General features: G+C 58.0%; 27 protein-coding genes. 21 read left to right on the plus strand and 6 right to left on the minus strand.

Features of this window, described 5'->3' with window-relative positions; genetic code table 11:
- Positions 1-5: 5 nt before the first annotated feature.
- A complete protein-coding gene (locus tag GXX95_06770; protein ID NLT37843.1) occupies positions 6-614 on the minus strand; it encodes a zinc ribbon domain-containing protein in 609 nt (202 codons plus the stop codon).
- A gap of 98 nt (positions 615-712) precedes the next feature.
- On the opposite strand from GXX95_06770, the gene folD reads away from it, so the two are divergent.
- The 6 genes from folD to GXX95_06800 all read left to right on the plus strand — a co-directional run bounded on the left by folD (position 713) and on the right by GXX95_06800 (position 6,960).
- Positions 713-1,603, plus strand: coding sequence for a bifunctional methylenetetrahydrofolate dehydrogenase/methenyltetrahydrofolate cyclohydrolase FolD (gene folD, locus GXX95_06775; GenBank protein NLT37844.1), 891 nt, complete (start codon positions 713-715; stop codon positions 1,601-1,603).
- A 134-nt stretch (positions 1,604-1,737) separates the two neighbouring features.
- Positions 1,738-2,409: an RNA 2'-phosphotransferase gene (locus GXX95_06780; GenBank protein ID NLT37845.1), complete on the plus strand. Its 672-nt coding sequence runs from the start codon at positions 1,738-1,740 to the stop codon at positions 2,407-2,409.
- 43 nt (positions 2,410-2,452) lie between these two features.
- Positions 2,453-3,298: a DUF2797 domain-containing protein gene (locus tag GXX95_06785; GenBank protein NLT37846.1), complete on the plus strand. Its 846-nt coding sequence runs from the start codon at positions 2,453-2,455 to the stop codon at positions 3,296-3,298.
- Between the two features lie 108 nt (positions 3,299-3,406).
- Positions 3,407-4,357, plus strand: a complete 951-nt coding sequence (locus tag GXX95_06790; protein ID NLT37847.1) for a DUF1743 domain-containing protein — start codon at positions 3,407-3,409, stop codon at positions 4,355-4,357.
- Positions 4,358-4,372: 15 nt separating this feature from the next.
- A complete protein-coding gene (gene uppS, locus GXX95_06795; GenBank protein NLT37848.1) occupies positions 4,373-5,188 on the plus strand; it encodes a di-trans,poly-cis-decaprenylcistransferase in 816 nt (271 codons plus the stop codon).
- A 71-nt stretch (positions 5,189-5,259) separates the two neighbouring features.
- Complete coding sequence (locus GXX95_06800; GenBank protein ID NLT37849.1) at positions 5,260-6,960, plus strand: TIGR04190 family B12-binding domain/radical SAM domain protein; 1,701 nt, start codon at positions 5,260-5,262, stop codon at positions 6,958-6,960.
- A 2-nt stretch (positions 6,961-6,962) separates the two neighbouring features.
- Here the strand turns inward: GXX95_06800 and proC are convergent, their stop codons facing one another.
- Complete coding sequence (gene proC, locus GXX95_06805; protein ID NLT37850.1) at positions 6,963-7,772, minus strand: pyrroline-5-carboxylate reductase; 810 nt, start codon at positions 7,770-7,772, stop codon at positions 6,963-6,965.
- Positions 7,773-8,071: 299 nt separating this feature from the next.
- On the opposite strand from proC, the gene ndhC reads away from it, so the two are divergent.
- The 12 genes from ndhC to GXX95_06865 are packed head-to-tail and all read left to right on the plus strand — an operon-like array spanning position 8,072 to position 18,154.
- On the plus strand, positions 8,072-8,431 hold the full coding sequence (ndhC, locus tag GXX95_06810; GenBank protein NLT37851.1) for an NAD(P)H-quinone oxidoreductase subunit 3: 360 nt from the start codon (positions 8,072-8,074) through the stop codon (positions 8,429-8,431).
- Positions 8,422-8,985: an NADH-quinone oxidoreductase subunit B gene (locus GXX95_06815; protein ID NLT37852.1), complete on the plus strand. Its 564-nt coding sequence runs from the start codon at positions 8,422-8,424 to the stop codon at positions 8,983-8,985. Before ndhC ends, GXX95_06815 begins: the two co-directional genes overlap by 10 nt.
- 10 nt (positions 8,986-8,995) lie before the next feature.
- A complete protein-coding gene (locus GXX95_06820; GenBank protein ID NLT37853.1) occupies positions 8,996-9,460 on the plus strand; it encodes an NADH-quinone oxidoreductase subunit C in 465 nt (154 codons plus the stop codon).
- 1 nt (position 9,461) lies between these two features.
- Entirely contained in the window at positions 9,462-10,547 is a 1,086-nt protein-coding gene (locus tag GXX95_06825; protein NLT37854.1) for an NADH-quinone oxidoreductase subunit D, read from the plus strand.
- 5 nt (positions 10,548-10,552) lie between these two features.
- Complete coding sequence (nuoH, locus tag GXX95_06830; protein ID NLT37855.1) at positions 10,553-11,644, plus strand: NADH-quinone oxidoreductase subunit NuoH; 1,092 nt, start codon at positions 10,553-10,555, stop codon at positions 11,642-11,644.
- Positions 11,645-12,400 carry a 4Fe-4S binding protein gene (locus GXX95_06835; protein NLT37856.1) on the plus strand — a complete coding sequence of 252 codons (756 nt, stop codon included), beginning with the start codon at positions 11,645-11,647 and terminating at the stop codon, positions 12,398-12,400.
- Entirely contained in the window at positions 12,401-12,673 is a 273-nt protein-coding gene (locus tag GXX95_06840; GenBank protein NLT37857.1) for a short chain dehydrogenase, read from the plus strand.
- A complete protein-coding gene (locus GXX95_06845; protein NLT37858.1) occupies positions 12,666-12,899 on the plus strand; it encodes an NADH-quinone oxidoreductase subunit J in 234 nt (77 codons plus the stop codon). Before GXX95_06840 ends, GXX95_06845 begins: the two co-directional genes overlap by 8 nt.
- Positions 12,896-13,198 carry an NADH-quinone oxidoreductase subunit NuoK gene (gene nuoK / locus GXX95_06850; protein NLT37859.1) on the plus strand — a complete coding sequence of 101 codons (303 nt, stop codon included), beginning with the start codon at positions 12,896-12,898 and terminating at the stop codon, positions 13,196-13,198. Before GXX95_06845 ends, nuoK begins: the two co-directional genes overlap by 4 nt.
- Before the next feature lie 2 nt (positions 13,199-13,200).
- Positions 13,201-15,189 carry an NADH-quinone oxidoreductase subunit L gene (gene nuoL, locus GXX95_06855; protein NLT37860.1) on the plus strand — a complete coding sequence of 663 codons (1,989 nt, stop codon included), beginning with the start codon at positions 13,201-13,203 and terminating at the stop codon, positions 15,187-15,189.
- Positions 15,190-16,683 (plus strand): NuoM family protein, encoded by a 1,494-nt coding sequence (locus GXX95_06860; protein ID NLT37861.1) that lies wholly within the window; start codon positions 15,190-15,192, stop codon positions 16,681-16,683.
- A 1-nt stretch (position 16,684) separates the two neighbouring features.
- On the plus strand, positions 16,685-18,154 hold the full coding sequence (locus tag GXX95_06865) for an NADH-quinone oxidoreductase subunit N (protein NLT37862.1): 1,470 nt from the start codon (positions 16,685-16,687) through the stop codon (positions 18,152-18,154).
- Between the two features lie 9 nt (positions 18,155-18,163).
- Here GXX95_06865 and GXX95_06870 read toward each other — a convergent pair whose 3' ends face one another.
- Complete coding sequence (locus tag GXX95_06870) at positions 18,164-18,592, minus strand: CBS domain-containing protein (GenBank protein NLT37863.1); 429 nt, start codon at positions 18,590-18,592, stop codon at positions 18,164-18,166.
- 195 nt (positions 18,593-18,787) lie between these two features.
- Here GXX95_06870 and GXX95_06875 point away from each other — a divergent pair, with 195 nt between their 5' ends.
- A complete protein-coding gene (locus GXX95_06875) occupies positions 18,788-19,756 on the plus strand; it encodes a polyprenyl synthetase family protein (protein ID NLT37864.1) in 969 nt (322 codons plus the stop codon).
- Positions 19,756-20,838, plus strand: coding sequence for an NAD(P)/FAD-dependent oxidoreductase (locus tag GXX95_06880; protein NLT37865.1), 1,083 nt, complete (start codon positions 19,756-19,758; stop codon positions 20,836-20,838). The genes GXX95_06875 and GXX95_06880 overlap by 1 nt, the downstream gene beginning before the upstream one ends.
- On the opposite strand, the gene GXX95_06885 is transcribed toward GXX95_06880, so the two are convergent.
- Positions 20,827-21,291, minus strand: coding sequence for a nucleic acid-binding protein (locus GXX95_06885; GenBank protein ID NLT37866.1), 465 nt, complete (start codon positions 21,289-21,291; stop codon positions 20,827-20,829). The two genes, GXX95_06880 and GXX95_06885, sit on opposite strands and share 12 nt — an antisense overlap.
- A gap of 71 nt (positions 21,292-21,362) precedes the next feature.
- Between GXX95_06885 and GXX95_06890 the strand changes: the two genes are divergently transcribed.
- Positions 21,363-21,614 (plus strand): hypothetical protein, encoded by a 252-nt coding sequence (locus GXX95_06890; protein NLT37867.1) that lies wholly within the window; start codon positions 21,363-21,365, stop codon positions 21,612-21,614.
- Here the strand turns inward: GXX95_06890 and GXX95_06895 are convergent.
- Together GXX95_06895 and GXX95_06900 are read right to left on the minus strand one after the other, a co-directional pair.
- Positions 21,586-22,236 carry a tRNA 4-thiouridine(8) synthase ThiI gene (locus GXX95_06895; GenBank protein NLT37868.1) on the minus strand — a complete coding sequence of 217 codons (651 nt, stop codon included), beginning with the start codon at positions 22,234-22,236 and terminating at the stop codon, positions 21,586-21,588. The genes GXX95_06890 and GXX95_06895 overlap by 29 nt on opposite strands.
- A gap of 50 nt (positions 22,237-22,286) precedes the next feature.
- Positions 22,287-22,463 carry a hypothetical protein gene (locus tag GXX95_06900; GenBank protein NLT37869.1) on the minus strand — a complete coding sequence of 59 codons (177 nt, stop codon included), beginning with the start codon at positions 22,461-22,463 and terminating at the stop codon, positions 22,287-22,289.
- Positions 22,464-22,532: the final 69 nt, after the last annotated feature.

Consider the following 22,532-nt stretch of genomic DNA (forward strand, 5'->3'; position numbering starts at 1 on the left):
CGGACCTAGGGTAGGTTCACGCTCAGATTGCTGATGGTCTCCCCTGTCGGGGAGTGGGTCACGATGAGCACGTAGATGCCATCGGCCAATAAACCGCTTACGGCCTCTATCATCATGAAATCCCCCGCCGTGAGGGTTCCGCTCCCATCCACATCATAGAACGACAGAGTATTGGTCCCATCGGAGGCGGCTGGCAACTCCACAGGCGAGCTGTTCACACTGCTATTCAGCCCTATATGGCCTGCAGGCGCCTGGAGGCCGATCAGTACGCTGGAAAATGATAAGCCCTCGACGGGGGATGCCGAGGTCACGTTGATCCTGATGCCCGAGGACGTTGCGTTACTAGGGGATAACTCCACCGTAGGGGCTGAGCCCTGGCTTCCAGAGGTCAGATCGTAGAGGACGTACTCCAGGACGAGGGACGCGATCAATATGACGGTGACAATGAGCACGACGATGAGCACAGTGCGGTCCTTCCTGGGCGTGGCGACGGCAGATGTCCCAGGTTTGGACTTGGTAACGACCGATGTCCCAGGAGTGAAGTACTCGCCGCACCCGTGGCAGAAGCTGGCATCATCGATGGTCTCCTTCCCACACTTGCTGCACACGACCATCTTGGACCCCTGTGAGCATCATCGCCTGGAAGATATAAAACCCTGACCACGGGCAGGGTTATATCCGAATTCACCTCTACACCGGGACGGTACCGAACATGGTCGCCACAATTATCCACGGTCCAGATGTCGCTGCGCAGATCAAGAAGGAGCTGAGAGAGAAGATCGCCGAACTCAGGGGGAGGGGCGTGACCCCGGGCCTGGCGGTCGTGATGGTAGGAGAAGATCCCGCATCCAAGCAATATGTACGCAACAAGGTCAAAGGCTGCGAGGAGCTGGGCATATACTCGCGTTCCATCATCCTGCCGGAGAGCGCCTCGGAGGATGAGCTGCTGAAGGTCGTGGACGAGCTCAACGCCGACCCGGCCATTCACGGATTCCTTGTCCAGCTGCCCATCCCCCAGCACATCGATGAGAACAAGGTCCTGATGCGCATCGATCCCGAGAAGGACGCGGACGGGTTCCACCCGATCAATGTGGGCAGGATGCTCATCGGAAACCCCCAGTTCCTGCCGGCGACCCCGCATGGGATACAGGAGATGCTCATGAGATCGGGGAACGACCCCGAGGGCAAGCACGTGGTGGTGGTCGGCCGCAGCAACATCGTGGGCAAGCCGATAGCGGCCATACTGATGCAGAAGAAGAAGGGCGCCAATGCTACGGTCACAGTGTGCCACTCACGAACACGGGACCTGGCATCCCTGGTCAGAATGGGTGACGTGGTCATCGCGGCCATAGGCTCGCCTGGGTTCATCACTGCGGACATGATCAAGCCGGGCGCGGTGGTCATAGACGTGGGGACGAACCGCGTGGACGATCCCAGCGACAAGAGGGGCTACCGATGGGTGGGGGACGTCGACTTCGAGAACGTAAAGGAGGTCGCATCCGCCATAACCCCCGTACCCGGAGGGGTGGGGCCCATGACCATCGTGATGCTGTTAAAGAACACCGTTACCGCCGCATGCCGGGCAGCCGGAATGGACATCTAGTCCGGCAGCACCGCTCTCTCCCGGGGGACTCCCAGGCCGGTCATCCAGTGCCCATGGGCATACGCGCCCATCCCCCGCTCCTTGCGTGGTACCCATAGAAAACTATTAAGAATTCGCGTTCATTCCCTTAATGGATGCTGAGAGAGTGTGTTGACCACGGCTACTTCCGGGGAGAGAAGTGCCCGGTTTGTGATGAAGCGGGCAAGTTCCTGATGAGCGAAGAGGAGCTTAGCCGCATTGGGAGGACCATGGCCGGGGCCCTCCGTCACTTCCCTGAAAAGTTCGATCTGAAGATGGACGAACAGGGTTTCGTGTACATGAGGGACTTCATCTCCGCTATCAAGCGGTACAATCCCCGTTACCACTGGCTGAGACCACACCACATTGTCGCTCTCATCGAGACCGACCCCAAGGGGCGCTACCAGGTCAGCAACGACCTCATCAGGGCAACCTACGGGCACACATTGGAACTGGACCTGCGTCTGCCCACCGATAACATCCCGGAATGTCTTTACTATCCCACCACACCGGAGGAGGCGGACATCATACTGGAGACAGGGCTGAAGCCTTCCGACAGGAAGCTTGTCCACCTCTCCAAGACATATGCTGATGCCCTCAACGCCGGTCGGGTCCGCACCGAATCCCCGGTCATCCTGGAGATCGACACCGTAGCGCTGATCGATTCCGGCGAGGAAGTGCAGCGGGCGGCGAGGACCGTGTACCTAGTGCGTTCCGTTCCCGCAGAGTTCCTCCGAAGGGCGGAGGAGCAAGAAGTCGTCGAGGCCGAACCCACTGAAGACGAGTGAGGACAGGTCATCAGGTTTAGGTCCGCCGAGGCGGACGTGGAGCATGCTCGATCAAGGAACTGGCTCATCGCGGTCTAATGGGTTGGACAAGCATGTCCTATCCTTCTATTGGGATGATTTCCAACCCCACCTGCTGTTCTTGGACCGTGTGACCGGGAATGTCGACTCATTGCCCCTGGAACGACTGGCGATGGAGGTGGGGGAAGGCCGCACATGCGTGGGACGTTTTGACGGAGAACTGTACGTCCCCTGCCCCTCGTCCCGTAAGGTCGGCCGCATCACCTCCTGCAGGGAGTGCATGGCCCCCTGGATACCGGTGCAGAGCTGCATCTTCGAGCCTCAGTGCAGCGGCGACAGGTGCGATCACCCGGAGTTCTGCCAGCGTCAACATTATGTTTACCTGGCCTCGTTCAGCAACATGATAAAGGTGGGCATGACCAGCGTGGGCAGGCTGAGGGAGAGGGCGATAGAGCAGGGGGCGGATGCGGTACGGCCTCTGTTCATGTGCCGCGACCGCAGAGAGGCCCGGGAACTGGAGAAGGAGACCTCGAGGCGGTTCAAGATCCCACAGGAGGTTAGAGCCGCCAGGATCGCCGGCACCTGGACCTCGCCCCCCTCCCGAAGCTCCATCGAACATGTCCAGGACCACTATGTCAGAAGGATCGGACGGTGGAAGGAGCCGCTGAACGAGGACGTGGTGTTCCTCGATCAATACCCCATCAAAGAGCTCCCGCGGACCGCCCCCCGGCCGGTGGTGACCGCGGGAAAGCATCAGGGGAAGGTCCTGGGGATAAAGGGCCGCTATATGATGTTCCGGGACGAGACGGGGACATCGCGGCTGCTGGACCTCAGCGACCTGCCCTCCCGGAACATAACCGTCCTGGAGTGAGGACGTCGACTGGCCTGCAGGTGCCGCGAGGTCCCACGAACGCGGGGCAGAAAGTCATATTTATAAGCACCCTCATTATCGGCCGCTCATCCATCTGGAGCGTTGATCATGTCCATTGTCCTAACCCCTGATGAGGTCGCTCAGAAGTATGGCAAGCTCTTCTGCAGAGGAGTGTATACCCTGGTCGACGAGAAGAACGGTGTGGCCACCATCATCGAGGAATGCATGGCCAAGGGCCCTGTGGAGTGGGATGCCGCCAACCGGAAGCGGGCGGGGGGAGCCCTTACCAATGTGAGGGTGGAGGGTACCACTCTCATAATGGATGCCATCATCGGGGAGGGCGATGTGAGCTTCGGCCCGGCCTCCAAGACCGTGGGCGGGCAGGGGCTGAAGGCCTTGAGGGTCGACGGCGACAGGGTCATCACCACCTGGGTGGGGCTGGCAGGTGCCAGCGTGGGGATCGGAGCGTGCATGCCTCAGGGCCCCGGGACCATCGAGGCCATATATCCCGACGATGTCAAGATCGGCGGCGCCCACCGCGTGGAGGTCAGCGTGGTAACACCTAAGCTGGTGAGGATGATCTATGCCGTTGATGATACTGACACCAAGGAGAAGGGCGCCTCCTGGGTGCTGATGTTGCGTTTGGCCCGAGAGGCCCCTGTGGGCCATTACCTGGAACACAAGATCGTGCAGCTCAACCCCAATGTTCCCGAGAAGACCACCAACTGCGTGTCCGTGGGCGTCTCCTTTGCCGTGGCGGAGAGGGATATCCCCGCTCTGACTGATTTCGTCGTCGACTTCATCAGAAAGAACACCTACAGCGAGAACACCACCCTTGCCATATACCAAGGTCTTAAGGTCCCCCAGGAGGTCCAGGACTACGGCCGGGAGGCCAAGGAGCGCATCTTCAAGATAAACGACGCGCGCGAGGTGGCCAATCGTAACGGGATCCAGCTCATAGAGATCACAGGCAAGAGGGGGACCATAGGGGCGGTCGCGGGAATAGGGTGCTTCGACATGGGGTGGAAGGCGGCGGCCCTGCCCGAGGATATCCTCTAAATAGCGTGGCACACCATGTCTAATGACAACAGCGAGGGGGCAAGGCCCATCAAGGACGAGATCTCCCGGGTCATCGCCAGCACCGCTTACAACACGTATGAGAAGCGGCTTCTGAAGGAGGTGCGGGAGAACAGGATCCCGCATCATGTAGCGGTGATTATGGACGGCAACCGCCGCTTCGCCAAGGAGTTCGGCCTCACCACCGCCGAGGGGCATATCCGGGGGAAGGACAAGCTCGAGGAGCTTCTCGATTGGTGCATGGAGCTGGGGGTGAAGGTGCTCACGGTCTACGCCTTCTCCACGGAGAACATGAACCGCGACGCGGATGAGGTGGAGAGCCTCATGAAGCTGTTCGAGGAGAGCTTCTACCGCCTGGGTGACGATGAGAGGGTCCATCGCCACGAGATCAAGGTCACGGTCCTGGGGCAGAGGGACATCCTGCCGGACAGCGTCAATGAGGCGATCGATTACGCTGAGAGGAGGACCGCCGCCTACTCCAACTACTACTACAACATCGCGACGGCCTACGGCTCCCGCCAGGAGATAGTGCAGGCGATCAAGCAGATCGCCCAGAAGGTGAAGGACGGGGAGCTGAAGGTGGAAGACATCACGGAGAAGACCTTCTCCAACCACCTGTACACGGCGGACTTCCCCGACCCCGACCTCATCCTCCGGACCTCGGGAGAGGAGCGCATCTCCAATTTCCTGCTGTGGCAGCTCGCCTATGCCGAGCTCTACTTCACCGATGTGTATTGGCCTGGCTTCCGGAGGATCGACTTCCTGCGGGCCATCCGCTCCTACCAGATGCGGCGTCGGCGCTTCGGGACATGACAACATTTTTGTAGAGTACGCCCTTTGCTCCTCACTGCCTCGGAGGCGGCCCCTTGCGCAAGGAAGACCTCATATTCTTACACGCTCCCAGCGTTTACGATTTTAGGAAGGAGTCCATGTTCTACGGCCCGGTCAGCGACCTGGTGCCGTCCACACCGGTCTTCGAGATGTACCCCTTCGGGTTCACCACCATGGCCAACGCCCTGCACAAGGCCGGGTACAAGGTCCGCATCGTGAACATTGCCAGCATGATGCTGAACGACAAGAAGCTGGACGTCGAGGCCCTCCTCCAGAAGCTGGACGCCGACGTGTTCGGCATCGACCTTCACTGGCTGCCTCACGCCCACGGGTCGCTGGCGGTGGCGGAGATAGTGAAGAGATACCATCCCGACTCCAAGGTCCTCTTTGGCGGGTTCTCCTCCTCCTACTATCACGAGGAGCTTATTACCTACCCGCAGGTGGACCTAGTGCTGCGCGGAGACTCCGTGGAAAAACCGCTGGTCACGTTGATGGACGCCCTGGCCCAGAAAAGGGACCTGTCCTCCGTGCCCAACCTCACGTGGAAGGATAAGGGAAGGAGCGTGGTCAACGCCCTCACCCACGTGCCCAATGACCTGGACTACTTGGACATCGACTACGGGTGGATCATACGCTCCGTCATCAGGCACCGGGACCTGGAAGGGGCCAAGCCGTTCAAGGACTGGGACCGGTACCCCCTGACCGCCATATTCACCGTCCGGGGCTGCTCCCAGTGCTGCGCGGTCTGCGGCGGGAGCTGCGGGGCCATGAAGCGGGTCCTGGGCAGGACCAGGCCGGCCTTCCGTAGCCCGGAAAGGGTGGCCCAGGACATCTTCGATGTCCAGAGCTACCTTGACGCCCCGGTGTTCGTGGTAGGGGATGTCCGGCAACACGGAGAGAAGTACGCGGAGAGTTTCTTCCGCGAATGCAAGTCCCTGGGCATCGACAACCACGTGGTCCTGGAGCTGTTCACCCCCGCTCCGGAGCAGTACTTCCAGAACGCGAACGACACCTTCGATCGCTACTCCATCCAGTTCTCCCCCGACTCCCACGAGGAGAGGGTGCGTTACGCGCTGGGCCGGAGGTTCGACAACTCATCCATGGATAGGAGCATCCGGCATGCTCTGGGAAATGGCTGCCAGCGCTTCGACATGTTCTTCATGATCGGCCTGCCGGAGCAAACCCCGGCCTCGGCCCTGGGATCAGCGGAGTTCACCCGGAAGTTGTACTCCGACAACAAGAACGACGGACGCCTCTTCGTGTACACCTCCCCATTAGCACCTTTCCTGGACCCCGGGAGCTTTGCCTTCGAGAACCCTGAGAAGTATGGGTACCGCCTCTTCGCCCGCACCTTGGAGGAGCACCGGAAACGTCTGGCTAACCCCAACTGGAGGGACGTCCTCTCGTACGAGACCATCCACATGACGCGAGGCCAGATCGTGGAGGCGTCCTATGAGGCTGCGGACCGGCTCAACCAGGTGAGGGTGGAGGCGGGCCTCATGACCGTGGAAGAATTGAAAGCACGGCAGGAACGGTCCCAGAGCGCAAGACAGCTCATGGCGGAGGTCGATCAGGCCCTCGCCCTGGACGGAGATGCAAGGAGGGAGAGGCTTGCCTACCTCAAGGTCAAAGCGGACGAACTGATGGAGTCCACCATCTGTCAAAAGAGGGAGTTGGAATGGGACACTCCGGGGGTGCTGCGCAGCGTCCCGCGGGTGGTCCGCTCCCTGGTGTGGAAAAAGAAGGGCCGTTAAGGTTAGCTTTTACCCAGCTCTTGGGACCTCTTGGTCGCAGCCTCCACCGCTTTGATGAAGGCACCGCGCACGGCCGATTCCTCGAGCACCTTTATTGCCTCTATGGTCGTCCCTGCGGGGGATGAGACCATGTCCTTGAACTGAGCAGGGTGCCCCTTCGTCTCGAGTACGGTCTTGGCCGCTCCCAGAACCGTCTGCGCCGCTAAGATCTGAGATACATCGCGAGGGAGGCCGGCCAGGACGCCGCCGTCGGCCATGGCCTCTATAACCATATATATGTAGGCAGGCCCGCTGCCGCTTAGGCCGGTGACCGCATCCAATAGCTTCTCGTCCATGGCAAAGGCCACACCCACGGAGTCCAGTATGGTCTGGACAGCGTCCTTGTCCTCCTTCTTGGCTGATTTGCCGAGAGCGAAGCCGGATGCGGAGGCGCCGACCAGGCAGGGCTGGTTGGGCATGACCCTCACGACACGGACGCCCCAGTTGAGGTGAGCCTCGATGAACGATATCTTTACTCCGGCGGCGATGGAAATTACCAGATGCTCCGCTGTGAGGAGGGGTTTCAGTTCGTCCAGGACGATGGACACGATGTTCGGCTTCACCGCCAGGATTATGGTCTTGGCCTCCTTCACTACCTCCACGTTATCCGTGGTGACGACCATCCCCAAGGTCCTCGCCATGTACTCCCGCCGCTCAGGCACGACCTCGCTGGCGATCAGGTCATCAGCGGTACATAGTCCTGAAGAGATCATGCCCTTCATCAACGCCTCAGCCATGTTACCGGCACCAATGAAACCGTACTTTTTGCTCATCCTTTCACCTCAAGACGCCCAGGGCGTGCTAACGCGTCGCTAATGGTGACGCAACTAATAAACATGTTACCCCGGCCCTCCAACAGCTTCCCTCGCATGTACGGGTGCCGGCGAGCCCGTCTTCGCCATATGCACGACCCCCATCGGACTCGCCGAAATATCAAACTATGAAATGTGATAATCAGGGATTTCAAATCCGAGAAAACATCGGTTTTTCATTTAGTTTTTCGTCTGGCCAGATAACCAGAAAATCGCAATTTTAGCTAACGTATTTATAGAGGCTTACTATTCTCGCTTCAATGCTCTTGGACGCCTATTTGCCAATAGCAATCTTTGCCGTGATTGCACTCGGGGTCCCCATCTTCGCCTTCTGGCTTAACCGGTTCTTCAGACCGACCAAGAAGACGGCCTTGAAGACGGAGACCTACGAATGTGGAGAGGTACCCATCGGTACGGCGAAAATTCAATTCCACTTCCAGTTCTACATGTTCGCGATAATTTTCGTAGTTTTTGATCTAGTCACTGTTTTTCTAATGATCTGGGCTTTGGACTTCGCTAACCTTTCCTTCGACGCAAAGATGCTTATGCTTGCATTCTTCGGATTACTTCTGGTCGGGGTCTTCTATGCCCTTCGGAAGGAGGAGAGAATATGGATCTAAGCATGTATCCTCATGCCTTGGCGATGAGCGCCAAGGAGTTCATCGACTGGTCCACTAACGTAATGGACGACCTGGTCCGGGCCACAGGTGTCAAGAGGGCACTGGACAAGGTGAGCGACCCCCTGATGAACTGGGGGGTAAGGAACTCGATGTACCCGCTTCACTTCGGTATCGCCTGCTGCGCTCTGGAGATGGCAGCATGCTCAGGCCCCCGTTTCGACAACGAGAGGCTGGGTCTGGTGTTCAGGTCCTCCCCGAGACAGTGCGACGTTCTGCTGGTCAACGGGTGGGTCACCAAGAAGCTTCGTCCAGGCCTAAGGAGGCTGTATGAAGAGATGCCCGAACCGAAATGGGTCATTGCCATGGGCGAGTGCGCCATTTCTGGCGGCCCGTGGTACGATTCCTACAATGTGGTACAAGGCGTCGATGAGTTCATTCCCGTAGATGTTTACATTCCCGGATGCCCACCGCGGCCAGAGGCTATGATCGATGGGTTCCTCAAGCTGCACCTCAAGATCAAGGGTCAGGGGATCGGCAAGTTCATGGATGACTGAGGTGGGAGATTTGTCAGAGAGCACCATATTTACTATAGAACAGGTCAAGAGCAGAATCGCCGAGGCGTTCCCCACCGCGGTCAAGTTCGAGAGCAAGGAAAAGCCCCGTCGCCTGTTCATGAGCGCGGACAAGGGTTCCCTTTTAGAGCTGTGCAAGCTGCTCAAGGACCAACTGGGTTTCGAACACTGCACCATGGTATGCGGTGTTGACCGCATAGATCGCTTTCAGTGCGTTTATCACATATCCTCCATCGCCAACAGGATCGTGGTGGAGATAGTAATCGACCTCCCCAAGGACAACCCGGAGATCGATTCTGTAACGCCCTTGTGGGAGGGGGCCAACTGGCACGAGAGGGAGACCTACGATATGTTCGGTTTCATCTTCGTAGGACATCCCAAGCCAGAGAGGATACTGTTGCCCGAGGATGTCACCTTCTTCCCGTTGAGGAAGGATTTCAAGGTAGGGGGGATCTAAGATGCCAGAGATGTGGATCAACATGGGTCCTCAGCATCCCATGACCCACGGGTTGTGGAACTTGAGGATCAAGGTCGACGGAGAGACCATTACAGATTCTGAGCCCATCATCGGCTATCTTCACCGCGGCTGGGAGAAGGAGGTCGAGAACCGTACCTACCCTCAGATCATCCCCATGTCCGACCGCCTCTGCTACGGCTCCTCGTTCACCTGGAGCCATGTCTACTGCATGGCGGTTGAGGACCTCATGGGTCTGGAAGTGCCGGAGAAGGCCAAGTGGATCAGGGCCATGTCCGATGAGCTTCAAAGGATCGGTAACCACCTGATGTGGCTGGCGGCCATCGGTCCGGACCTGGGTAACCTGACCATCTTCCTGTACGCGGTCAGGGAAAGGGAGATGTTCCTAGATCTCTTCCAGGCCCTGTGCGGCGCCAGGATGACATATAACTACTGCAGGATAGGCGGCGTGAGGAACGATGCCCCGCCCAACTGGGAGAGGGACGTCCTCCGCACTCTGGACTACTTTGAGAAGAGGATCAACGAGTACGAGGACCTAGTGGACCGCAATGCCCTCTTCCGCATGAGAATGGAAGGGTTGGCATACATGTCCGGCAAGGATGCCGTGAACCTCGGGGTCACTGGCCCCAGCCTTAGAGGCAGTGGTGTAAAGTTCGATGTTCGCGAGAACGATCCCTACGAGATCTATGATGAGATCGACTGGCATATGTGCACCCGTGATGAAGGCGACGTTTACGCCAGATACCGGGTCCGCATCGACGAGATGCGCATGTCCGTTCATATCGTAAGGGAGATCCTCAAGAATATGCCCAAGACCGGACCTATCAGGGTCAAGACGCCACGCAACGCGCCTGAGGGAACCGGTATCGGGAGGATGGAGGACCCCCGGGGAGAGAGTTTCATGTATGTGATCGGGGACGGATCCGACAAGCCTTACCGTCTGAAAGTGAGAAGTCCGTTCTTTGTTACCCTCTCCGCGGCACCTCACATGCTCAAGGGTTACAAGGTCGCGGACGTTCCTGCGATCATGGGAATGCTCGATGTATGCATGGGTGAGACGGACAGGTGATCTAGATGTACCTCGATATTTGGCAATTCCTCGGCGGCCTTGTTCATTGGCTCCACGTGGACATAATCGGACCCATCCTCGGATGGATAGGTTTCCACGGACTAGAGAGCTGGTTGGGCAGCCCCGGGGTACTGAACTTCGTTACCATCTTGCTGGTCGCACTGATCGTTTTCACGGTCGGCATGTTGGTGGCGATCACCCATATCTGGCAAGAGCGTAAGACGCTAGGTCGTCTGATGGACCGCCGCGGTACCCAGGTCGGACCTATCGGTCTTTTCCAGAACTTCGCTGATGCCCTTAAGGTGCTGGTCAAGGAGGCCATCATCCCTGATGCGGCCGATGCCTTGGTCTATAATGCGGCACCGGTCATCATCATCGGCGTTTCCCTGTTCTTGTTCGTGACCATCCCCTACAGCCCGGGATTCTATGTGGCCGATCCAGAAATGAGCGTCCTGCTCACATTGGCCATCTTCAGCCTGGTCCCCTTCGGAGTACTTATCGGAGGATGGGCTTCCAATAACAAGTACACGCTCATTGGTGGACTCCGTGCCGCCGCGCAAATAATTGCGTACGAGATACCATTGTTGCTATCCGTTGTCGGCGTCATCATACTGGCCGGTAGCCTGAACTTCATGGACATCGTGGCCTACCAACAGGCCCATATCTGGATGGTTGTTCCGATGATCCTGGGCTTCGTAACGTTCATAATCTCTATGAACGCCGAGCTGGAGAGGGTTCCCTTCGACCTTCCGGAAGCAGAGGCGGAGCTCGTAGAGGGATGGATGACCGAGTTCGGAGGCATGAAGTTCGGTCTCATCATGATGTCCGAGTATGCCCGTGGCTTCGTCGGAGCATCGATCGCAACGTTGCTGTTCCTCGGTGGCTGGGACATGCCTTCCTTCCTGCAGTTCATTCCCAGTGAACTATGGTTCCTGGCCAAGGTGTTCGCGGTCTTCGGTCTGTTCATCTGGATCAGAGGCGCGATGCCGAGGGTCAGGACCGACCAGATCCTGTCCATAGGCTGGAAGAGGTTACTGCCCTTGGCGACGATCAACATCTTCATCGCAATAATATTCAAAACCCTGGGGTGGTTCTAAATGGCAGAAGCCCAGAAGACTAGGAAAGAGAAGGAGCTGGGGCTTACTGGATTCATCCTTAAGCCGATGTTGCTCACCCTTAAGCAAACCATAAAGGCGACCATCAACCGGCCTCAGACCGTCCAATACCCGTGGGAGAAGATCATTCTGCCTGACGTGTTCCGCGGCCGACCGGGGCTGTTGTTCGACAAATGCATCGGCTGTGGCATCTGCGTACGCATCTGCCCTACTCGCTGCATCGACCTAGTGAGTGTTGATGACCTCAAGAAGGAAGAGGACAAGCCAGCAGGAAAGGTCAAGCGGCCCCGGGTGAACGTGGGTCGGTGCATGATGTGCGGATACTGCGCGGAATACTGCCCAACCAACGCCATGATAGTCACGCCAGAGTACGAGTTGGCATCATGGACCAGGGAGGATATCATCTACGATCCGTACAAACTGCAGTTCCCCGGTGTTCCCGGGAACGAGGTCCACATCATTGAAGTGCTACCCTCCGAGCTGAAGAAGGAAGGTGTTGTTCCCCGGCCCAATACTGAGAACAAGGACCTTCCGATATTGGAGGATAAGAAGTGCATCAGCTGCTCGCGATGTGCTAAGGACTGCCCGACAGAGGCGATTGTGATGAAAGAGTTCGGAGTGAATGAGAAGGGCAGGCCGATCAAGCGGCCGGTCATCGACAAGGAGAAGTGCGTCTCCTGCGAGACCTGTGTGGAAGTATGTCCCAAGGATGCCCTCACCATGTCGGAGGTGTTGTAATTGCCGCTCGAGTGGGACCTGATCATATTCCTGTTCATCTCCGCTGTGGCCATCGGGGCTGCCCTCGCAGTCGTCTGGTCCAAGGAGGTCGTGCGCAGTGTGGTGTTCCTAGCGCTGGTGTTCCTATGCATCGGTTTTACCTATATCTTCCTGAACGCTGAATATCTGGCAGTGGTCCAGATCATGATCTACGTCGGTGCGGTGTCGGTCCTGATGTTGTTCGGGATCATGTTGACGAAGCGCCGTCTGCTGGGAGGTGACCGCTGTGAATAAGCGTAATGCGCTTCTCGCCGGCACCCTCGTGTTGTTCCTGGTAATGATCCTGGGATCCATACTGGCGGCCCAGTGGCCGGCCGGGAACCTTGGTTCGACCAACACCAACGATCTCTCTGACCTGCTCTTCAACGAGTACGGCATCGTGGTCATGATCGTCGGCATCGTGCTGTTCGTCTCCATGCTGGGAGGCGTATATCTGGCCCAGGAGGAGGATAAGAGATGATACCAATAGAGTACTTCCTGGGTCTATCTGCGATCCTTTTCGCGATTGGGGCCATGGGCGTGCTTGTGAAGAAGAACGCCATCGTGGTGCTGATGTGCATCGAGCTGATGCTCAATGCGGCTAACATCAACTTCGTGGCCTTCTCCGCCTATTACAATGACCTGACCGGACAAGTGTTCGCTCTCGTGTCCATCGCCATCGCGGCGGCCGAGGTCGCGGTCGGTCTGGCCATCATAATGAACCTATACAAGACCCGGGACACCATCGGCCTCGATGAGGTCAGCCTCCTGAGGTGGTAATAGTGTATTGGAGCGAGTTAGCCTGGTTGATCCCCATATTTCCGCTGATCGCGTTCGTGATCGTCGGGTTCCTGGGGAACAAATTGTTCAAGAAAGCTGAAGGAGGCGGGTATGTGGCGATCGCCATGGCGGCGATTTCCTGCTTCATATCCCTGATGGTAGCTTACGAGATACTTAGCGGCGGATACCCTGGTGAGGTTTTCAGGCAGAGCCTGTTGTGGATAAACGTCCCCGGACAGGACATCAGCTTCACCTTCAACATGGGCATCTACATCGATACCTTGGCCGCCCTGATGCTGATCGTGGTGTCCTTCATATCCACCCTGGTAGTCATCTACTCCGTCGGGTACATGCATGAGGAGGGAGAGAAGAAGCGCCGCTATTACGCGGTCATCTCCCTGTTCATCGGTGTGATGCTCGGCCTGGTCCTGGCGTCCAACTACCTGCAGATGTTCATCTTCTGGGAGCTGGTGGGCCTGTGCTCTTACCTGCTCATCGGGTTCTGGTACACCAAGCCCTCCGCCGCCTCCGCGGCCAAGAAGGCCTTCCTGGTCACCAGGGTTGGCGACATAATGTTGATGCTCGGCCTGTTCATCTTCTTCGTCGGCTTCGGCGGGAATCTGGACTACGAGCACATATTCAACTTTAACTTCGAGGACTTCGTCGGCGGGAACAGCATGCTGACCCTCGGCACCTTCTTCATCTTTGGAGGTGCGGTCGGTAAGTCCGCCCAGTTCCCCCTGCACGACTGGCTTCCTGATGCCATGGAGGGCCCGACCACGGTCTCGGCCCTTATCCATGCTGCTACCATGGTCAAGGCCGGTGTGTACCTTGTGGCCCGTTCCTACCCCGTGATGGTAGAGACCCCGGACACGATGCTCATAGTCGCTATCGTCGGAGGCATAACTGCGTTGATGGCCGCGACCATGGCGCTGAACAACCCTAATATCAAGAGGGTTCTGGCCTACTCTACCATCAGCCAGCTGGGATACATGTTCCTGGCACTAGGTACGGGCGGTTACTTCTTCGCCATGACCCAGGAGGTCAACGCTGGATACACCTCCGGCATGTTCCACCTGATGAACCATGCGTTCTTCAAGGCCCTGCTCTTCCTGAGCGCGGGCGCTGTCATCCATGCCGTGCACACGGAGGACATGCGATTAATGGGGGGACTGTCGAAGAAGCTGAAGATCACTTCCCTGGTGATGCTGATAGGTTGCATCTCCATCGCCGGTATCCCGCCGCTGTCCGGTTTCTGGTCCAAGGACGAGATCCTGGCTTCGGTGTGGGAGACGGGAGCGGAGAATCCCATATTCTACCTGCTCTACATCATGGGCATACTGACCGCGTTCATGACCGCGTTCTACATGTTCCGCCTATGGTTCATGACCTTCAAGGGAGAGCCCCGTGACCATCATGCATACGACCATGCACACGAGGCCCCCAAGGTGATGTGGGTGCCCCTGGCCATCCTCGCCATCCTGGCGTTCGGCTCGGGTTTCGCCCTGTTCATGGGCTTCGGGGAGGCCATCATCCCCGGTATAGAAGGCTGGCATCCCCACGCCGAGGACGCAGTGGGCATATTGACCACCATATTCTCGGAGTGGCAGACCTATCTGTCCATCATCGCGGCGGTCGTAGGTATCTATCTGGCCTACCTGATGTACATGAAGAAGTCCATCAACCCCGATGTGTTCGTGGCCACCCCCGCGCGCAAGAAGGTCTATGACTTCCTCCTGGCCCGATACGGCTTCACCGCGGGATATGACTGGATCGGCCTGAAGGTCGTGTACGGTATGTCGCTCGTAGTGGATTGGTTCGACCGCAAGGTCATCGATGGCATCGTGAACGGCTTCGCCAGCATCACGGTGCGCCTGGGCAACGTCCTGAGAAAGGGGCAGACCGGGTTCGTTCAGACCTATGCAGGAGTAGTATTGGCGGGTGTCTCGCTGATAGTAATCCTCCTCTTTTTACTCGGAGGCCTGATTTAGATGTTAGAGAACGTACCCATATTGTCCCTGCTGTTGATCGTCCCGTTCATCGGAGCGATGGCGACCCTCCTGCTGGGAACGTCGCCCAAGGTCGCCAAGTACATGGCCTTGGTCTTCTCGGGGATAACGTTGATCCTATCGGTGCTCCTGCTGTTCAACTTCTCGTTGAGCTCCGCTGATGCGTTCCAGTTCAGGGAGAACTACGTGTGGATCCAGCAGCTGGGGATATCGTACAACCTGGCAGTGGACGGGATCAGCCTACCAATGGTCTTCCTGTCCACCTTACTGGTGTTCCTCTCCATCCTGTTCTCGTGGGACGTGGAAGAGAGGACCAGGACCTACATGAGCCTCATGCTCATACTGGAAGTGGGGGTGCTGGGCGTCTTCATGGCCCTGGACTACTTCCTGTTCTACGTGTTCTGGGAGGTCGTCCTCATACCCATGTATTTCCTCATAGCGATATGGGGAGGGCCTAGCCGGGCTTACGCCTCGATAAAATTCTTCATATACACTCACATAGCGTCGCTGGTGATGCTGCTCGGTATCTTCGCCCTGTACTTCACCGCATCTCCCCTGCTGGGCTCTCCGAGCTTTGGCATGGAGGCGATCGCTTCGGTGGCAGGCAGCTTCGGTCACGATCTAGCTCTGATCGTGTTCTCGGCGCTACTGTTCGGCTTCATCGTCAAGATGCCGATGGTGCCGTTCCACACTTGGTTGCCGGACGCGCACGTGCAGGCCCCTACCGCAGGGTCGGTCCTTCTGGCCGGCCTCCTGCTGAAAATGGGGTCGTACGGAGTGATAAGGGTCTGTGTGACCACCTTCAACGATCTTTCCCATGAGGCCACTATCATGGTGGCCTTGGCCGTGATCGGCGTAGTGTCCATCATCTATGGGGCGTTCGCCTGCCTGGCGCAGACCGACCTCAAGAAGATGGTCGCCTACTCCTCCATCAGCCACATGGGGATAGTCCTGCTAGGTATCGCCACCATGACCGAGCTGGGGCTGGCAGCCGCCGTGTTCCAGATGTTCTCTCATGGTCTGATCACGGCAGTTCTCTTCATGACCTGCGGCATGTTCCAGCATAAGGTGGGTACGAGAGAGATACCCCTGCTAGGAGGACTGGCACCGAAGATGCCCATCGTGGCCACCATCATGATGATTGGCTTCATGGCCTCTCTTGGGCTTCCCGGACTGGTCGGTTTCATTGCCGAGTTCTCGGTGTTCACCGCCACCTACGACGCTTTCGATCTGTGGGTGCTGATACCGGTAATGAGCGTCGCAATCACTGCGGCCTATTACATATGGGCCATGCAGAGGACCATATTCGGGGATCTGACTACAAAGATCGACACCAAGCACATCCATGACTCGTACTGGTTCGAGACCGTGCCGCTGGCAGTCCTCATCGGGCTCATAGCTCTGTTCGGTATCTTCCCGTCCCTCATCATGGACATCATCTTGCCGTCGGTTGCACCCCTTGCGGCGGTGATCTAAAATGGCAATCGATTACAGCGCACTATATCCCGTACTGGTCATGGTGGTGTTCGCCGCCGCCCTTCCTGCGGTACACGCCGTCGCCAAGTCCAGCCGCGTGCTGGCCGGCGTTTCCCTGGTGGGCATAGCTGTGACCATGGCCCTGGTGCTGATGCATATTGTATCCGGTGAGTATCCCCCTGCCATCGGCGGCGCCTCCGTGGAGCTGCTGAGGCTGGATGTGTTCGCGGCACTGTTCGCATTGGTGTTCCTGGCTGTCGCCTTCTACGTGTCCTTGGCCTCGGCCAGGTACGTAGAGAAGGACCGCCACCAGGCAGAGTACTTCTCGCTCATCCTGCTGGCCACCGCTGGCATGATGGTCGTGGCCATGGCCGTGGACCTGATAGCCCTGTTCGCGGGCCTCGAGGTCGCCTCCATCTCCACCTTCGCCCTCGCTGCCTTCCGCAAGAAGGACAAGAGGGGTGCGGAGGCTGGTGCGAAGTACTATGTCATCGGTGGGTTGTCGTCAGCCTTAGCCCTTTACGGCATATCTCTGCTGTATGGAATAACGGGTACGACCAACATCGCAGGCATCAACACCGCCCTGGCCGGAATGGGCTCGGGACTGGACATCGCCTTGCTCCTTGCCATCGGCCTTCTGATAGCTGGTTTCGGTTTCAAGGTAGCCCTTGTTCCGTTCCACATGTGGGCCCCGGATGTCTATGAGGGAGCTCCTGATCCCATCGCCGGTCTGCTCGCAGCAGGCTCTAAAAAGATGGGCATGGTCCTCCTGTTCAAGGTCTTCCTGGTTGGCCTTATCGCCATCAAGGCGGACTGGCAGCTACTGGCGGGAGTGGTGGCGGTACTGACCATGACGGTCGGGAACGTCATCGCGGTCCAGCAGACCAATATCAAGAGGATGCTGGCCTATTCTTCGGTGGGTCAAGCGGGTTACATGATCATCGCGCTAGCGGTCGCCACGCCCTATGCGGTCGAGGGCAGCATATTCCACATCATCACCCATGCCTTCATGAAGGGCGGGGCTTTCATGATCGTGGCCTCGCTCGCATATGTGGCGCTGGGAGAGAACATCGCCAACTACAAGGGACTGGCCAAGAGGGCTCCGTTCCTGGCGATCTCTATGACGCTGCTGCTCTTCGCCCTGGCCGGCATTCCGCCCCTGTCCGGGTTCGTGAGCAAGTTCGTCCTGTTCTCTGCGGCCATCGATGCTTCGCAGATCGCGGATCAGAACTGGATGTTCTGGCTTGCTATGGCGGCCATTCTCAACAGCGCGCTGTCCCTGTACTATTACGTCCGCGTGATCAAGTACATGTATGTCGACGAGGGGTCCACAAAGGAGAAGATCAAGATCCCCTGGTCGATGACCGCCGCTGTTGCCATCTGCGTCATAGCGACCATCGTCCTCGGTGTGTGGCCCGACCCCGTGCTAGATATCTGCGATCAGGCCGCGAGAACACTTTTCGCCGGATAAGAGAGCAATTCAAACCTTTTCTTTCCAACCTCTTAGGGCGTCGAGGACGGATATGGTCCCGACCACCTTATCGTTTTTATCAACCACCACCAGGCTGGTGGCGTTCGACAGGTCCATCACCCTCAATGCGTTGAGTATGGTGTCCTCATCTCGGATCTGAACGCAGGGTTGGTTACCGGTTAGCATGCAAGCTGCGATGAAGTCCATCATCTTCGCTTCCTTCAAGTTCACCCCCTTGGCCACCAGGCGCCCGATGTCATTGTCCCCCACCATTCCCAGCAGCTCGTCACCATCCATCACTAGGACCAGGCTGCTGTTCTTCTCGGTCATCTCGTTCAGGACGTCCTCCAATGAACCGTCGCTCGGTAACCTGGGAGGGTCTCCTCTCATGAAGGCTTTCACCTTCGGCGTCTCATCCTCCTCCATCATTTCTTGCATGGCAATACCTTCGGAACCGGAGGGATATAGCCTTGCGGGTGCTTCAATCTCTTTCATGAGGTCTCAGACCGCCCTTGGATCCTGAGATGGACAAAGCCAACCGAGGCGTGTGCCGTCTTGGAGGACGCTGATACCTTTCATTTCTATTTCGCCAGGCCAATAACGATTAAGTAATCCCTCCGTATTATCTCGCGCATGGCAAGCTGGGACGCTCATATAAAGGACGAGCTCCGCCTTGTAGAAGAGGAGATCGTGAGGAGCGCCAGCTCGAGGCAGCCCCTTCTCAGAGAGATCGCCATGCACGTCATCCAGGGGGGCGGCAAGAGGCTGCGGCCTGGAGTCGCTCTTCTCTCCTTCCGCGCTGTGGGAGGGGAGGACACCGGAAGCGTGATCAAGGTCTCCGCCGGGGTCGAGCTTATTCACTCTGCCACTCTCATTCATGATGACATAAATGACGGTTCGGACACCCGACGGGGCCGCATCGCCGCTTACAAGAGATACGGGATCCAGAACGCCATCATCACTGGTGACTTCCTGTTCGTCCAGGGGTTCCGTTTGGGTGCTTCCCACGATAGCCGGGAGATCGTGGAAATTGTGGCTGATGCCTGTAGCGCCATGGCCGAGAGCGAGATCCTGCAGCTGGATGTCGAGCGGGATTCCAGCTTGCCCTTGGAGACGTACATGAGCATCATCGACGGTAAGACCGCTCGACCCATAATGGCGAGCGCGATGGTGGGAGCTTATTTCGGCAAGGGTTCGGTTGACCAGATAGATGCTCTGGGAAAGTACGGGCTGAACATAGGCTATGCGTTCCAGATCGTGGACGACATCCTGGACATCGATGGTAAGGAGACTGCCATCGGGAAACCGCTGGGAATGGACATAATGGACAGCAAGGCCAACCTTCCCCTGATGATCGCCATGCATGGGAAGGGAAAGGAGAGCGAACGCATCCGGGAGATCTTCAGCGCGCCCAAGAAAACAAAGGAAGAGGTCGATGAGGCCCTGGCCTTGGTGCGTTCCAGCGGAGCTGTGGATGAGGCCAGGAAGAATGCGGCGGCCTTCAGGGACAAGGCCTTGAGCTCCCTGGATGAGATACCTTCTTCCAAGTACCGCGACAGCCTGAGGGAGCTGGCGGCCACGGTGCTGGAGCGTAGTAACTGATGAACACCGACTATGATGTGGTCGTAGTGGGAGCAGGGCCGGCAGGCAGCACCACGGCCGAGTACGCCGCCCTCGGAGGGGCCCGGGTACTGGTCCTGGAAAGGAAGAAGGCGGTGGGGGAGCCAGTAGCGTGCGGGGAGTTCCTTCCCTCGACCGAGGAGGTCAAGGCCATAATCCCCAAGGCCGATGATCTGCACCCCCTTTTCGAGGTACCCTCCAACTTGATCTCCAGGCCCATGGAGACGTTCCGCATCTACTCACCCCGGGATCGCCCCTGGAACATCCCCTTCGATGGATACACAACGGACAGGGACCGCTTTGACAAGCACCTCGCGTCCAAGGCCCAGAAGGCCGGGGCCACCGTGCTCACCGATGCTCTGGTGACCTCGGTGCAGGGGAACGAGGTCAGGACGCGGGACGAGGTATATCGGGCGAAGGTCATCGTGGGAGCGGACGGCCCGGTATCTCGGGTGGCCAAGGGCCTTGGCCTCCCGCCCAACAAGGAGCTGTACCCTGCGGTGACCCAGCAGGCCGTGGGAGACTTCGAGCCGGTCATGGAGATGCACTTCGGGATCGCCCCTGGAGCATATGCCTGGGTGTTGCCCAAGGCGAAGGGCGCCAATGTGGGGGCGGGGATCTCCCCGAGATGGGCCAAGAAGAGGGCGGGAGACTACTTCCAGGACTTCGTTAGGACCAGGAAATTGGAGACCGTGGGGAGGATGATGGGCAAGTACGTTCCCTCCAGCGGGCCCATCGCCCGGTCGTGCACCGAGGACGGCATGCTGGTAGGCGATGCTGCCGGCCATGTGATAGCAGTAAACGGCGGAGGGGTCCCCATCGCCATGATATGCGGGCGCCTTGCAGGCCGGGTGGCCGCGGAACGCGTCAACAAAGGAACACCGCTATCCCGCTACGAAGAGCTGTGCAGGGACCAAGTGTACAAACCCCTGCGGACCGCGGTCCACACTCAATGGCTGGCCTCCTTCTTCTTTGGGAGCGCCCGGCGCCTGGAGTTCTCCATGATGGTCCTGGGAGAGAGGAGGATGGGTAACATCCTCAGGTGCAGGCCTTCATTCCCGTGACCGGAAGGAGCGCAGCGCGCTGCCGCAGACGGGACAGTCAGGGTGGTTCTCATCCCATACTTTACGGCAGCCGGTGCACCGGTACTTCCACTTTACTACCTCTTTTATCTCTTTCAACCCCACTCCCATATGCTTCACACCCATGACCCTGGCGACGTTCTGAATGGAGTAGTCATCGGTAAGCAAGAAGGCCTTGATCTCTGCCGCCAGTGCCAGGACCTCCACGTCAGTGGGGGACAGCCTTGCATCGTCCCCTGTCCTCCGTGCCGCCTCCCTTACCTCCTCGACAGCGGCGGGACCGGGCGAGGAGACGTTCAGAAGGTCCTCCCAGTACCGGAGCCTTGGGTCATTGTACTTGCGCAGCTCCCGCAATACCCCTGGGGTCACATGCACCTCTCCTGGAGGAAGGTCCTGCATGGAGAACAGTGCCGAGGTGTCTAGAACGTATCGCACGAACGCACACATGTCGCAGGGCCGACAAATAGGTTCGTAACCGTAATATACGAACCCGATAATGCCGTACAATGCAACGCATAACGGTCGATCAGGAGGTCATTGATTTCATCTTGCATAACAAGAGGGACTACAGGGTCTCCACCTCCTGCTCTGGACCGGTGATCGTCCCTACAACAGTGAAACCACCCAAGGATACCGATCTCAAGGTAAAGGTGGGGCAGAACACGCTTTACATCTCCAGGGTACAGGCCAGATATATCGATAGGGTCACTCCCGATATGCTCGATGAGACTAGGCTGGAAAGCTGCTCGCTGTTCTGAGGGGGACGGCCTCTTCAGCCGCGCGGCGCGCCACCGATTCTAGGTCCAATCTCTCCTCCTGAGCCCTCATCAGATCGGGCGTGGTAATGGTAGCTGGACGGTAGGGCACCAAGTTGCAGGGATTGGACCTCCTTATCGATATCTCATAGGTGCCGATGCGTCTGGCGATGCTCTCGATCTCCAGCTTGTCCAGGCCGATCAGGGGCCTCAGCACGGGGAAGCCCAGGCCGGCCTGCTCTGAGACCAGGTTGTGGAGGGTCTGGGAGGCTACCTGCCCTAGGGATTCCCCGGTTACGACCGCGTCGGCACCGATCCTCCGCGCCACGTTCCTGGCCACCTTGAGCATGGTGCGCTTGCACAGGACGCACTGGAGGTTGCGCTGGCAACGTTCGTATATCTGAAGCTGGCTCGGACCATGCGGAGCGGTGTAAAGCTCCACCCTGCGTCCCAGCGTTCTCTCCAATTGCGCTGAGAGGTCCATCACCTTGCCGAGGTCCGTATCATCGCAGTAAGGCCGGTTGTCCATGTGTAGGAGCACCAGGTCCGCTCCGCTCCTTCCCATCGAGTATGCGGCTACTGGGGAGTCGATACCTCCAGACAATAGGCAGACGACCTTTACCATGGGTACCGTCCTGTTCTTTCGTGACCTACACCGATCTCAAGAAAAATGGATCAGTTGTTGAAGCGAGGTACGTCCTGAACGAATCCGGGATAGTTGACCTCTTCTTCCTCACCCTCATCGGACTCCATGACCATGGAGAACAATACGTTCAGGACCTCTCTCATCTGCTTCATCTCGTTCTTGAGCTCATTGATCTCACGGATGAGGTCTTCGTTGTTCTTGGTCATGTTCCACCTGTTGGCGACTAATACTGACCATTGATATAAGCATATTCCCGGCCATACCAAAGAGGTGCT

Origin of the sequence: Methanomassiliicoccus sp., from assembly GCA_012719175.1 — an archaeon.
Lineage (GTDB): Archaea > Thermoplasmatota > Thermoplasmata > Methanomassiliicoccales > Methanomassiliicoccaceae > UBA6.